This window comes from Catenulispora pinisilvae, assembly GCF_015356865.1.
In the GTDB taxonomy this organism is placed as follows: domain Bacteria; phylum Actinomycetota; class Actinomycetes; order Streptomycetales; family Catenulisporaceae; genus Catenulispora; species Catenulispora pinisilvae.
This window is the reverse complement of the sequence record NZ_JAAFZA010000030.1, coordinates 1-12,186: the sequence shown is the minus strand read 5'-3', so window position 1 is coordinate 12,186 and position 12,186 is coordinate 1. Positions and strand designations below refer to the sequence as shown.

The window sequence follows — 12,186 nt, the reverse complement described above, 5'->3', positions numbered from 1 at the left end:
CGTGTTGCCGGTGGTCGTTGAGGAAGGTGGAGCGGCGTGAGTGAGCAGCAGACCCTGGTGCGGTATGAGGCGCGGGCCGGTGTCGCGACCCTGACCCTCGACTCGCCGCACAATCGCAATGCCCTGTCATCGCGGCTGGTCGGGCAGCTGCACGCCGGGTTGCGCGAGGCGGCGGCGGATCCCGGCGTGCGGGTGGTGGTGCTCGGGCACACCGGCAACACCTTCTGCGCCGGTGCCGACTTGTCCGAGGCGACCGAGGAGCCGGTGGATCCCGAAGGGCCGGTGGCGGGTCGGGCGCGTGCGTTGGCCGGGCTGCTGCGCACGCTCGTCGAGCTGCCGAAGCCGGTGGTGGCGGCGGTGGACGGGCACGTGCGCGCCGGCGGCATGGGCCTGGTCGCGGCCTGCGATCTGGCCGTGGCCGGACCGGCGGCGACGTTCGCGCTGACCGAGGCGCGCCTGGGCGTCGCGCCGTCGATCATCTCGCTGACGGTGCTGCCGCGACTGAACTCCAGGGCCGCCGCGCGCTACTTCTTGACCGGCGAGAAGTTCGACGCCGCGCAGGCCGAGGTCATCGGCCTGATCACGTCGGCGGCACCGGACGTGCGGGCTGCTGTCGGCGAGCTGGTCGCGGCGCTGCGCCTCGGCTCGCCGCAGGGCCTGGCCGAGTCGAAGAAGCTGGTGACGGCGCCGGTCCTGGCTGCCTTCGACGCCCGCGCCGACGAGCTGGCCACGGCCTCGGCCCGGCTGTTCGCCTCGGAGGAGGCGCGGGAGGGGATGACGGCGTTCTTGCAGAAGCGGCCCCCGAGCTGGGCAGAATGACGCCCCGGTAGCGCCCTGACAACTCCCTGACAACGCCCCAGCTTCAGCCACCCGCCAGACCGGACGACAGGCGACCACCCCCGATGCGCGAACCACAGCAGGACCGAAGCCGGGCCACCCGCCGCCGCCTGCTCGGGGCGTGCGTGGACTGCCTGGCCGACGTGGGCTGGAGCGCGACGACCGTGGCGGTGGTCGCCGAACGCGCCGGCGTCTCGCGCGGGGCCGCCCAGCACCACTTCCCGACCCGCGAGGACCTGATCACCGCCGCGCTTGAGCACATGTTCGACGAGCGCATCGAGTCGGCGCGCGCCGAGCTGGCGGCTCCGGACGTCACCGTCACGACCGAAGCGGTGGTGGCGCGGCTGGTGGAGCACTTCACCGGCACCCTGTTCAAGGCGGCGTTGCAAGTCTGGACGGCCGCGGCGGCCGATGAGGCGCTGCGCGAGCGGGTGGTGCCGCTGGAGCAGAAGTTCGGGCGCGTGGCGCATCGGATGGCGATCGAGGCGCTGGGCGTCAGCGACGAGGACGAGAGCGGGCACCGCCTGGTGCAGGCGACACTCGACTTGGCACGCGGGCTCGGCCTCGCGGACGTGTTGACGGACGACTCGGCACGGCGCGCGGAGGTGGTGCGGGCCTGGGCCGCGCATCTGGACGCGGTGCTGCGGGAGCGTGCTGCGCAGCCGGGGTGATGTGCCGCCGGGATGACGTGCCGCCGGGATGACGTGCCGCGCGGTTGGATGAATGAATTCAGGCATCGATCATGATTCCCGACCTTCTCAGGCTTCATCGCCGCCGGTCATCATCGCGACCCAACTGTGTGGGGCGCCGGCGCCGAGCATGAGGTCGTAGACGTCTTCCTCTCCGGCTGCCGCAGCGGCGCGCGGGAACATGGCCTGCTCGTACTCCGCCAGGGCGGCCTCGGCGCTGCCGGGGTGGGCGGCGATGGCCTGCCCGAGCTCGGCGCCGTCCAGCATGGCGAGGTTCGCGCCTTCGCCGTTCGGCGCGGCGAGGTGGGCGGCGTCGCCGAGCAGCGTCACGCCGGGGGTGCGTGCCCAGCGATGCCCGGGCGGCAGGGTGTGGAGGGGGCGCACGACTGGTGCGGTGTCGGCGGCGGTGAAAAGCGCGGTGAGTTCCGGTGCCCAGCCTTCGAACTCGGCGGCGAGGCGTGCGGAGATAGCGGATGTAGCGGCAGATGATGCAGCAACATCGGTCAGCCAGTCCTGGGGCGCTTTGAGCTGAACATAGGCATGCACAGTGCCTCCGCCTTCCCGATGCGCGAGGAACCCCTTGCCCGGCGCGAGGGCGAACAACGATCCGGCGCCTACCGCCTGTGCTGTCGCGGAATGTCGCGTCTCCGCGTCGAACAGGAAGTACTCGATGGACGTGTAGCCGACGTACTGCGGTTTGGCGTCGGATAGCAGGGGCCGTATACGCGACCACGCGCCGTCGGCTCCGATCAGCAGGTCGGCGCGGACTGTAGTGCCGTCAGTGAAGCGCAGCTCGTGACGGCCATCGCCCAGAGGCCGTGCGCCGCTGATTTTGCGTCCCCACCGCACGACGCCGTCCGGAAGCGAATCCAACAGCAGCTGCCTCAGCTCGCCACGCGGGACTTCGGGACGCACGCCTGTCCCGTCATCGGGCAAGTCGAGCAGAACCGTTCCGGCCTGATCCACAACCCGGTAGGCCTCGCGCCCCGGCAGGACCAGCTTGCGGAACTCCTCGATCAGCCCGGCCGCTTCGAGCGCGGGCTGGCCGTTCCAGGGGTGGATGTCGAGCAGCCCGCCCTGAGTACGTGCGGCGGCCGACGCTTCCGCTTCGTAGACGGTGACCGGAATGCCGTTCAGGTGCAGGACGCGGGCCAGGACCAGGCCGCCGAGGCCGGCTCCCACGATGGTGACGGGGCTGTTCATCGATTCCTCCCAAAGCTTTGGATCGTCGCTCCAATCACGCTAGCACAGGTTTGGAGTGCCGCTCCAAACCTGGCAGAATGACGGCCATGGCAGCCATGGCGAGCAAGTCACAGCGGGCACCCCGGCGCACCGAGGCCCTGTCCAGGGACGTGATCGTGCAGGCCGCCGTCGCGATCCTCGACGCCGAGGGCGAGGAGGCGCTGACTCTCCGGGCGCTCACGGTGCGGCTGGCCACCGGCTACGGCGCGATCTACCACCACGTCGCCGACCGCGATGACCTACTAGGAGCGGCGACCGACCACGTAATCGGCCGCGTCGTGGCGGACACCGGCGGCGTCGGGAAGCCGCGCGAGGCGTTGCGGTCCGTCGCAGCAGGTCTGTTCGACGCGATCGACGCACACCCGTGGGTCGGCGCACAGCTCACCCGGGAGCCGTGGCGTCCGGCGCTGCTGGACGTCTACGAGAGCGTGAGTGCGAACCTGCACGCGCTCGACGTCCCGGAACGAGCCGTCCCCGACTCGGCGGGGGCGCTGGTGAACTACATCCTCGGCGTCGCCGGCCAGAACGCGGCCAACGCCCGGGCGCTCGCGGCCAGCAAGATGGACCGGGAGACGTTCCTGGCCAATGTCGCCGCTCGATGGGCGCAGCTGGACCCGCTCAGGTACCCGGCTATGCACAAAGCTGGACAACATCTGCGGGAGCACGACGATCGCGAGCAGTTCCTCGCCGGGATTGATCTCATCCTGGCCGGAATCGCGGCGGTCAACCGCGGATAGCTCTCCGGACCTGGAGCGTGCCCGGCCGCACCGTTGCCTTGTATCAACCGCACCTTGGGCAGCCCGCTGAGCCCCTGTCAGGGGCGCCTATTCTCGGTGCCGAGCCGGAACCGCTCCAGTTCGGCGGCGAGCGCGTCGGGCTGTTCCAGGGGCATCATGTGGGTGCCCGGGTCGATCAGGCGGTATTCGGCGTCGAGGATGCCGTCGGCGGTTTGCCGCATGTGCAGCGGGGTAGCCGCGAACCCCACCCGCGCAAGCTCTACCCCGCCAGCACCTTCGCCCCACAAGACCCCCGCACCACCAACCGCGTCGCCACGTGCAGCGGCGCGTGCGCCGAGGCGACCTCGCCGTCCAGTGCGTCCACCAGTGCCTCGACGGCGCCGGCGCCGAGCGCCACGCGGTCCTGCGCGACCGTTGTCAGTGTCGGGCGTACCAGTGCCGCCGCCTCGATGTCGTCGAAGCCGACCACCGCGATGTCCTGCGGGGCGCGCAGGCCGGCGTCGGCCAGGGCGTGCAGGGCGCCGATGGCCATTTCGTCGCCGGCGGCGAAGATGGCGGTGGGCGGGTTGGGCAGGCTGATCAGTTGGCGGGCTGCTTCGTAGCCGCTGGTGAGGAAGAAGTCGCCGGCGACGATGTGCCGCGGGTCCGGGGTGAGGCCCAGGCGGGCCATTTCGGCGTGGTAGCCGGCCAGGCGTTCGGTGGCCGGCATCAGGCTCAGTGGACCGGTGATGGTGGCTATCGCGGTGTGGCCCAGGGAGTGCAGGTGGCGGACGGCGGTCGCGGCGCCGGCCGGGTTGTCGGAGGTGACGTACGTCGTGCGGTTGCGGTAGAGCGGCAAGTCGATGGCGACGCACGGGGTGCCCGAGTCGACCATGGCGGTGATCGCCGGGTGGGTCGCCTCCACGCCCATCATGATGACGCCGGCCAGGCTGTGCTGCTGGGCGGCCCGCAGGTAGAGGCCGACGTCCTCGGGGCTGGCCGCGTCCGCTGTGGACAGGACCATCAGGTGGTAGCCGGACTCGGCCAGCGTCTGCTTGATCCCGACGAACAGGTCCAGCAGGAAGGGGTGCCGCCGGTCCTGGTTGGTGTAGCCGGTGTCCCAGATCAGCCCGATCATGTCCGACCGGCGCCGCACCAGGGTCCGGGCCGGCTGGTTCGGGGAGTAGCCCAGCCGCTCGGCCATCTCCAGGATCCGCCGCCGGGTCTCCGGGCTCACCTCGGCACGGTCGTTGAGCGCGCGCGAGACGGTCGCGGGGGAGACGCCGCTGAGGCGGGCCAGCTCGCGGATGTCCACCATGAAGTGACCATAGCGGAAGACAGTCCGCTGCGATAGATCATCAGATGGTCGGACGGAAACGTATCCGTGCTGAACAGGGCCGAGAGTGGCGAGCGAAGGTGCCCGCCCGCACCTCCGCCCGCCGGGTCTGTGTGAGCCCCTTACGATCCCGCGGTCGCCAACTGCAACGTCGTCGCCATCGTCGGGCTGGTGAAGGTGTTGTACGCGGCCCCCGACGAGGGGTGGTACGAGCCCCACTTCAGGTAGTCACTGCTGCCGTCGTAGGTGGTCCCGGTGAACGTCCCCGACCCGGTGCTGAACGTCTGCTTCTTGCCGTCGTACCAGAGGTCGATGGTCCCGTCGGTGCGCCCCAGGTGGATCTTCAGCGCGTAGGAGTGCCACTGGTTGTTCGCGATCGGCGCGGTCCAGATCGGGTGCGCCACATGCTTGGTGTCCCACTCCTGCAACCGCACCCGGCCGTCGGTCGCGTCGATCTCGATCGGGTGGTTCGCGGTGCCGGTGCTGGGGTCGCACTTGAGCTGGAAGATGTAGCGGTCGTTGCTGTCGTCGATGGCCACCTTCGACGACCAGCCGACGTAGAAGGTCTGCCCGTCGGTCAGCACCGGGCCCAGCGCCTCGCAGCGCTCCTGGCCGGCCGCCTGGTAGGCCTGCCAGACCTTGCCCTTCCCGCTGGTGACGACGGAGAAGTTCCCGGTCGCGCACTGCACCGAGGCGAACGACGTGGGCCCGACCGTGGTGTTCGGCTTCCAGAGCACCTTCCCAGTGGAGGACGCGCCAGAGGAGGACGTACCAGAGGAGGACGAGCCGGCGGCAGACGCTCCCGAGGCGGACGTGCCGGTGGCCGAAGCCTGCTCGGCCACGGCGATCGCCCCGCCGGTCAATACCAACGCGGCGGCGGCCGCGCCCCAGTAGGCGAGTCGTCTGCGGTGAAAGGCGGTGGTCATAGTCATGAAGGCTAAACGGGACCCGGCCCCGAGTGTGAGGAATCCTCAACATCCCGTTGAAACGGAAGCAGGTCCGCGAGCTCCGGGACCGCGAGCACGAAGGCATCGAAATCCCCGGCCCTGACGAGCTTGACCAGGAACGCCTTCGACTCGCGCAGCTCGCGCTGGGACAGCTTGAACGACTCCAGGATCAGCTCCAGGCCTTCCTCACGGTCCTTGTCGGTCAATGCGCGGTTCCGGACTAGCGCGCGCAGGTCCTCGTTGTTGCGCGCGATCACATCCGCCGCGCCCGGCCAGGTGTCCGACAGCACCGCCCACAGCCCGATGTCGCGTGGCGTGACGCTCGAGCCGAGCACGCCGCGGCTCAGGCTCAGCGCGTACAGCAGTCGGGCGTGGTTGTAGAGCCGCTTGGCGCGCCGGGGCGGCAGCCGGAGCCAGGGCTTGATGCCGTCGTCCAGCTTGACAAGGCGCTCGGCGGAGTTCAGGAAGTAGAAACGGGTCGCCCGGCGGATCTCGACGGAGAACAGGTCGCCGTGGTGACTGGGCGCTGCCTGCCCCAGCCAGGTGAGGTCGACGCCGGCCAGCATCTCGGCGTCGGCGGGATTGACCCGCCAGGAGTTCCGGGACCACGCGGCGTTCGAGCACAGCGCCTCCGTCATCTCCGCCAGGGTGCCGGGCGTCAGGTTCGCCGCGCCGTCGTGTCTGCGCGCCGTGGCCGCCAAAGCTTCGGACGCCGCGCGCGCAATGCGCCGCCGCACTCCGCGCCGGATGCGGCGCACCGTGGCGGGGTGGTCGCCCGGCGGGTGCGCGATCATCTCCCACAACCGGTCCGAAGACATCTCCGGCAGCCGCAGCCGCAGCGAGAACATCTTGTCCAGCAACGCGTCTGCCTCGTCGCGGTTGTCCGGATCGTCGTCGGCCAGCCGCAGCCGCTCGGCCACCGCCGCCCGCAGCTCCCCGGCGTCGGCGGCCACGAAGCAGATCACCCCCGGTGCCTCGATCAGGTGGCTGATGGTGTCGCAGATCTGTAGCGCCTTCGTGCGGTTGCAGCGGTCCAGGTTGTCCACGACCAGCACCAGGCGCCGGCGGCCGCGCAGGGCCTGGCCCAGCAGGTCGCGGATCTGCCGGGCCACCGTGTCGACGTCGCCGGTGCCCGCGACTTCCGCCGGCGCCTTCACCCACCTCTCCGCGTCGCGCAGCCCGGGGAGCTGAAGCAACTGCCGGAAGTAGGCCGCGAACAGGAATCCGATGGTGCCGGACGCCAGGTGGGCGCCGGCGTTGCCGGCGGTCGAGGCCTGGCCGGCATGGCTGTGGAAGACGGACAGGACCAGGTGGGCCGCGGACTGCCAGCGAGCCATGATCAGCGCCACCAGCGCTGCCGGACCGTAGATGGCCGCCGCGCGCGCCGCTCGGCGCTGCAACGGCAGCAGACGGGCCGGCAACGGGCTCAGGAACCGGACCGCCAGTCGCCGGTGGCGGCCGGCTTCGCGCATGACCGACGCGGCGACTGCGGCGCCGAGGTCGGCGGCGTCCTCGTTGGCCCAGGCGTCGAAGGTGACGAAGACATGCTGCTGCGGCCAGGGCCCGGGGTGCCTGGCGACCTCGGCCTGGATCATGTGGGTCAGAGTGGTCTTGCCCGAGCCCCACGGACCGTCGATGAGTACCGACAGCGGGGTGGGCGTCTGCCGGGCGACGGCCATGTCGGCCAGGACCTCGGCGTAGGGGTGCATCGACAGCGGATCGGCGGCGCCCTCGGCGAACGCCTCGACCGCCACCGCCTGTTCCGGCACGGGCCAGGGCACCGCGCTCCCGGAGTCTTCCCCGACCATGCTGCTCATCCCCCGATGCCGACGATTCAGTTTGACCGACAGCATACTGATGCGGCGCCGCCGGACCCGGAAGGGCCGACGGCGCCGCGATCCCAGCTGTGTCAGGGTTGAACAGCCATCGCGAAGATGTGAATCGCCGCGTCGTTCGGCACGGTCACGGTCTTCACCGTCTTCGAGGCGTCGATCTGGATCGAGTTGTAGAACACGTCGTAGTCGGTCCCGAAGTTCGCCGGTCCGCTCGGCGTGTTCCGATGGTCGGTGACCAGCGCCGTGGTGGCGCCGTGATCGGTCGGCGAGTCGCAGCACCAGTTCGGGAATCCGAGGCTGGCGCTGGTCGACGTGCCGTCTGTGTAGGTCACGGTGACCGTGTCGGTGTCGAAGCCGGCCTCCGAGCCGAGGAAGCCGAGCTTGGAACCCTGCCCGCTGAGGTCCACCATGACCCCGCTGCCCGCCACGTTGTCGTTCGTCCCGGCCGCCGCGGACGGCCAGGTGAACGTCGCGCCCTGGGCCTTGATCGTGGCCCCCGGCGTGGCTCCCGCCGCGGCGAGCGCCTGGGCGGAGTAGCTGTCGCCGTTCCCGTCGAAGTTGCCCGGCGCCGGGTTGCTCTCGTCGCTGATCGCGATGTTGTTGAACGCGCCGGCCAGCGTCGGGAACGGGGTGTTGGTGACGTTGGACAGGTCCGCCCGGTCGGTCGCCGGCGACCCGCGGTCGCGGTAGCCGACGGACGCGGTCAGCGTCGTCGTCACCTTGCCCGGCGGGGGTGCGCTCGCGGTGACGGTGAACGTGGCGGTCGCGGACGTGCCCGGCTTGACGTTCTTCAACCGCGCCGAGTTCGGCGTGGCGGTCCAGCCGGTCGGCAGCTTCAGCGTGACCGAGGGCTGCTGGGCGTCGAAGTAGCCGTAGTCACCGAGCGAGACGGTCACCGGAGTCGGGACGCCGGCGACGAGCGGCGAGGAGCTGATCGTGGCCGCTGTGTGGATCGGCAGGTGCTTGTCGGCTCCGCGGTGGACGCGGTAGATGACGGTCGCGTGCGGCGCCAGGGCCGCGGATATCGTGCCGTCACTGGCGCTCACGGCCTTGCTCACCAAGTCGGTCAGCCGGAACGGCGCGTCGTGGGCCGGCAGTCCGATGGTCGCGGCGTTGGTCGTGACGGTCTGCGCGGTGTCGCCCTTGTTGAACAACACGACCGACACGTCGCCGTTCGCCAGCGGCTTGGCCAGGACGTCGTAGCCGGTGCCGGACTGCACGATCGTGCCCTGCGCGCCGAGCTTGTCCTGGTCCACGGCCACGACGTCGGGGTTCGACACGATCCCGAGTTCGGTCGGTGTCAGCTTCGACAGGTCGGTGGACAACAGGATCGGCGAGGCCATCTCCGACCAGAGCGTCATCTGGGTCTGCTCCTCGGTCGGCGTCAGGCCGCCGTTGCCGACTTCCAGCATGTCCGCGTCGTTCCAGTGCCCGGGGCCGGCCCACTGCGCCAGGCCCGGCGTGTTGTCCTCGCTGTAGTTCTCCAGCACGCTCGGCCAGGCGTCGTAGATGTCCGAGCCGAAGCGCCACAGGTTGCCGTGCTGGTAGAGCCACGTCAGCTCGTTGGTGAAGTCCGGGCCGGAGCAGCAGACGTAGGCCGGGGCCGACTCGGAGAACTGCATCGGGCGGTGCGTGTTCAGCAGCGCCTGGCTGGCCTCGGTGTAGACGATCTGCGCGACCTGGCTCTCGGTCTTACCCGGGAACTGATCCATCGGCTCGTAGCAGTAGTCGAGCTTGAGGTAGTCCACGCCCCAGGAGGCGTAGAGGTCCGCGTCCTGCTGGAAGTGGCCGTAGCTGCCGGCCGCGCCCTGGCAGGTGTTGTAGCCGGCGTCCTCGTAGATGCCGAACTTGAGGCCCTTGCTGTGGATGTAGTCGCCGAGCCACTTCAGGCCGTGCGGAAAGCGGGTGGCGTCGACCTGCAGGTTGCCGTTGGCGTCGCGGGTCTTCTGCATCCAGCAGTCGTCGATGTTGACGTAGTCGTAGCCGAGCTTGTTCAGGCCCAGGGACACGATCTCGTCGGCGGTCTTGGTGAACAGCGCCTCGTTCATCTGGCTGTTGCACTCGAAGCCGGCCCAGTCGTTGAAGCCCATCGGCGGGGTCAGCGACAGGCCGTTGTAGGAGGGGTGGGTGTTGATCGCCGGGGTGGCGGCGGTGCTGGTGGCGGCAGTGCCGGTAATGGCAGTGCCGGTGGTGGCCGGCTCCGGGGTTCCGGCGTTCGCCGAGACCGCGGGTGCGGCGGCGCTGAGCACGCCGAACACCATCACGGCCGCGGCGACGGCGCCGAACAGCCGCCGGTGGGGGACGGTAAGGGACATCTCACCTCCGAGAGAGAGGACTGATCTCGCGGAGTCACCGTAAGAAGCGCGAGCGCCGTGCGCAAGTGTTTGGGAAGGGTCAGTTTCAATCAGTTCCGCGCAGATTTCCGCGCACAGTTCGTGCAGGAGCCACCGCGACGATGTAAGGGTTCGACGATTCACCGCGGGTCGGCGAGACTGGTCGGATGGCGCGATGGGCTCGGCTCTGGCGGCGGATGACCAAGGCGTTCGACGTCGACGCGGTGGCGGTGACCGCGGTCGACGACATGGCGGCGGACCCGGACGGCTGGGAAGCCGGGTACATCGACACCGCGGGGACCAAGTACCGCACCGTGGCGCGCCGGCTGCCGCTGTTGATCGTGACGTCGATCCGGTTGGCGGCCGAGGCGTCCAAGGCCCGCACCGTGGCCCTGCTGGTGGTGCAGACCGCGTCCGCGGTGGCCGGGGCCTTCAGCCTCTACGCCACCACCGACGTCCTCGCGCCGCTGTTCGGGGCCGGGGCCACACCGGACCGGATCCGGGCGGCGCTGCCGTCGATGGTCCTGGTACTGGTCCTGACCGCCTCGCGGTCGCTGTGCGACTCGATGGCCAAGGCGTTCGCGCAGCAGTTGGGGCCGATGATGGACGCCCGGGCGACGATCCGGTTGCAGGAGCTGTGCACGCGCGCCGAGTTGGTCGCGTTCGACAAGGCGGACTGGGTGGACGCCTCGCAGCGGGCCGAGCGCGGGTCCATCTCGGCGCGCACCATGGTGATGGTCACCCAGCAGGTGTTGCAGAGCCTTGCGACGCTGGCCGGCGTGGCCGGCGTGCTCGCGGTCCTGCATCCGGTGCTGGTGCCGCTGCTGTTGTTGTCGGTGGTGCCGCGGTGGTGGGCGGCGGTGCGGGTGGCGCGCCTGGACTACAAGGTCTTCGTGCGGTGGGTGGAGGGCCGGCGTCGGCAGAACCTGCTGATCCAGATGTCCACGACGACGGGTTCGGCCGCGGCCGTGCGAGCGCTGTCGTTGTCCGGGTATCTGGTCGAGCGGTATCGCAAGCTCACCAACGCCTACCTGACCGAGCGGCTGCGACTGGTCCGCGCCGAGACCATGAGCATGGTGGCGGGGAACGCCATCGCAGGGTTCTTCACCGGGGTCGTCTACGCGGTGCTGGCGCTGCTGCTGTGGCGGCAGGCGATCCCGCTGGCGGTCGGCGGGACGGCGTACCTGGCGGTGAGCCGGGTGCAGCAGGCGCTGCTCAGCCTGGCGATGGATATCAACGATCTGTATGCCGAGGGCCTGTATCTGGAGGACTACCGCTCGTTCTGCGCCGACGCCGCCGGGCACCTGCCGCCGATCGGCCGCGAGACGGCGCCGGCGGATTTCGCGGAGATCGTCGCCGAGGACGTGGGATTCACGTATCAGGGGGCCGCGAAACCGGCGGTCGCGGGCGTCTCGCTGCGGGTGCGGCGCGGGCAGGTGGTCGCGTTCGTGGGGGAGAACGGCGCCGCGAAGACAACGATGGCGAAATTGCTGGCGCGGCTGTATCTGCCCGATACCGGACGGATCAGCTGGGACGGCGTCGACAGCGCGGAGATGGACGTCGAGACGCTGCGCTCCCGGATCGCGTTCATCGACCAGGACCACACCCGCTTCCCGTTCACCGCCGGGGAGAACATCCGGATCGGCGAGTGGACGGCCCCGCCCGAACCGGAGCGCGTCGAGCAGGCGGCCCAGCGCGCCGGCGCCCACAGCTTCATCAGCGCCCTGCCGCGCGGCTACGACACGCTGCTGGAACGCAGCCTCACCGGCGGCCTGTCGGTGTCCGGCGGCCAGTGGCAGCGCCTGGCGCTGGCGCGCGGCTTCTTCCGGCGCGCGTCCCTGGTGATCGCCGACGAGCCGACGTCGAGCCTGGACGCCGCGGCCGAGGCGGCGTTCTACCGGCAGCTGCGCGAGTACGGCGGCACGATAGTGATGATCACGCACCGCCTCGGCAACGTGGCGGAGTGCGCGGACTACATCTACGTGTTCGCCGACGGGGTGGTCGCCGAGGAGGGCACGCACGCGGAGTTGGTCGCCGGCGATGGGTGGTACGCGCAGGCTTATCGCTTGCAGCGGCAGAGCTTTGAGAACGGGGACCGGCCCGGCGCCGCTCACACAGGATCGTCGAGCACGAGTGCGGACGGCAGCGCGCAAGCCTCGGTCCCGGCCGGCGGCTGAGCGGTCTCGGGCGGGGCGCGGATGGGGCGCGCGGGCGGGGCGCGGACGGGATCGCCCAGCGCTCAGTTCAGACC

The 12,186-nt window shown here is 70.4% G+C and carries 10 protein-coding genes; 4 read left to right on the top strand and 6 right to left on the bottom strand.

Features of this window, described 5'->3' with window-relative positions:
• The first annotated feature begins 36 nt into the window (after positions 1 to 36).
• The gene (locus tag IZR01_RS11065; protein ID WP_194923758.1) at positions 37 to 819 is read left to right on the top strand and encodes an enoyl-CoA hydratase family protein; all 783 of its coding nucleotides are present in this window, start codon (positions 37 to 39) and stop codon (positions 817 to 819) included.
• Between the two features lie 83 nt (positions 820 to 902).
• Positions 903 to 1,508, top strand: coding sequence for a TetR/AcrR family transcriptional regulator (locus IZR01_RS11060; RefSeq protein WP_194923757.1), 606 nt, complete (start codon positions 903 to 905; stop codon positions 1,506 to 1,508).
• An 87-nt stretch (positions 1,509 to 1,595) separates the two neighbouring features.
• On the opposite strand, the gene IZR01_RS11055 is transcribed toward IZR01_RS11060, so the two are convergent.
• Complete coding sequence (locus IZR01_RS11055; protein ID WP_194923756.1) at positions 1,596 to 2,729, bottom strand: FAD-dependent oxidoreductase; 1,134 nt, start codon at positions 2,727 to 2,729, stop codon at positions 1,596 to 1,598.
• Between the two features lie 86 nt (positions 2,730 to 2,815).
• Between IZR01_RS11055 and IZR01_RS11050 the strand changes: the two genes are divergently transcribed.
• Entirely contained in the window at positions 2,816 to 3,505 is a 690-nt protein-coding gene (locus IZR01_RS11050) for a TetR/AcrR family transcriptional regulator (RefSeq protein ID WP_194923755.1), read from the top strand.
• 77 nt (positions 3,506 to 3,582) lie between these two features.
• On the opposite strand, the gene IZR01_RS11045 is transcribed toward IZR01_RS11050, so the two are convergent.
• From IZR01_RS11045 to IZR01_RS11025, 5 genes are all read right to left on the bottom strand, one after another.
• A complete protein-coding gene (locus IZR01_RS11045) occupies positions 3,583 to 3,726 on the bottom strand; it encodes an alpha/beta fold hydrolase (RefSeq protein ID WP_194923754.1) in 144 nt (47 codons plus the stop codon).
• Positions 3,727 to 3,764: 38 nt separating this feature from the next.
• Positions 3,765 to 4,802, bottom strand: coding sequence for a LacI family DNA-binding transcriptional regulator (locus IZR01_RS11040; RefSeq protein WP_194893136.1), 1,038 nt, complete (start codon positions 4,800 to 4,802; stop codon positions 3,765 to 3,767).
• Between the two features lie 140 nt (positions 4,803 to 4,942).
• On the bottom strand, positions 4,943 to 5,746 hold the full coding sequence (locus IZR01_RS11035; RefSeq protein ID WP_194923753.1) for a heparin lyase I family protein: 804 nt from the start codon (positions 5,744 to 5,746) through the stop codon (positions 4,943 to 4,945).
• Between the two features lie 11 nt (positions 5,747 to 5,757).
• Positions 5,758 to 7,584 (bottom strand): KAP family P-loop NTPase fold protein, encoded by a 1,827-nt coding sequence (locus IZR01_RS11030; RefSeq protein WP_194923752.1) that lies wholly within the window; start codon positions 7,582 to 7,584, stop codon positions 5,758 to 5,760.
• A 92-nt stretch (positions 7,585 to 7,676) separates the two neighbouring features.
• Positions 7,677 to 9,917, bottom strand: a complete 2,241-nt coding sequence (locus IZR01_RS11025) for a beta-sandwich domain-containing protein (RefSeq protein ID WP_194923751.1) — start codon at positions 9,915 to 9,917, stop codon at positions 7,677 to 7,679.
• A gap of 185 nt (positions 9,918 to 10,102) precedes the next feature.
• Between IZR01_RS11025 and IZR01_RS11020 the strand changes: the two genes are divergently transcribed.
• The gene (locus tag IZR01_RS11020) at positions 10,103 to 12,112 is read left to right on the top strand and encodes an ABC transporter ATP-binding protein (RefSeq protein WP_194923750.1); all 2,010 of its coding nucleotides are present in this window, start codon (positions 10,103 to 10,105) and stop codon (positions 12,110 to 12,112) included.
• The last annotated feature ends 74 nt before the right edge of the window (positions 12,113 to 12,186 follow it).

Coding starts and splice junctions, on each gene's coding strand:
- IZR01_RS11030 (WP_194923752.1), bottom strand. CDS start 7,584: ATGAGCAGCATGGTCGGGGAAGACTCCGGGAGCGCGGTGCCCTGGCCC.
- IZR01_RS11040 (WP_194893136.1), bottom strand. CDS start 4,802: ATGGTGGACATCCGCGAGCTGGCCCGCCTCAGCGGCGTCTCCCCCGCG.
- IZR01_RS11055 (WP_194923756.1), bottom strand. CDS start 2,729: ATGAACAGCCCCGTCACCATCGTGGGAGCCGGCCTCGGCGGCCTGGTC.
- IZR01_RS11060 (WP_194923757.1), top strand. CDS start 903: ATGCGCGAACCACAGCAGGACCGAAGCCGGGCCACCCGCCGCCGCCTG.
- IZR01_RS11025 (WP_194923751.1), bottom strand. CDS start 9,917: ATGTCCCTTACCGTCCCCCACCGGCGGCTGTTCGGCGCCGTCGCCGCG.
- IZR01_RS11035 (WP_194923753.1), bottom strand. CDS start 5,746: ATGACCACCGCCTTTCACCGCAGACGACTCGCCTACTGGGGCGCGGCC.
- IZR01_RS11050 (WP_194923755.1), top strand. CDS start 2,816: ATGGCAGCCATGGCGAGCAAGTCACAGCGGGCACCCCGGCGCACCGAG.
- IZR01_RS11020 (WP_194923750.1), top strand. CDS start 10,103: ATGGCGCGATGGGCTCGGCTCTGGCGGCGGATGACCAAGGCGTTCGAC.
- IZR01_RS11045 (WP_194923754.1), bottom strand. CDS start 3,726: ATGCGGCAAACCGCCGACGGCATCCTCGACGCCGAATACCGCCTGATC.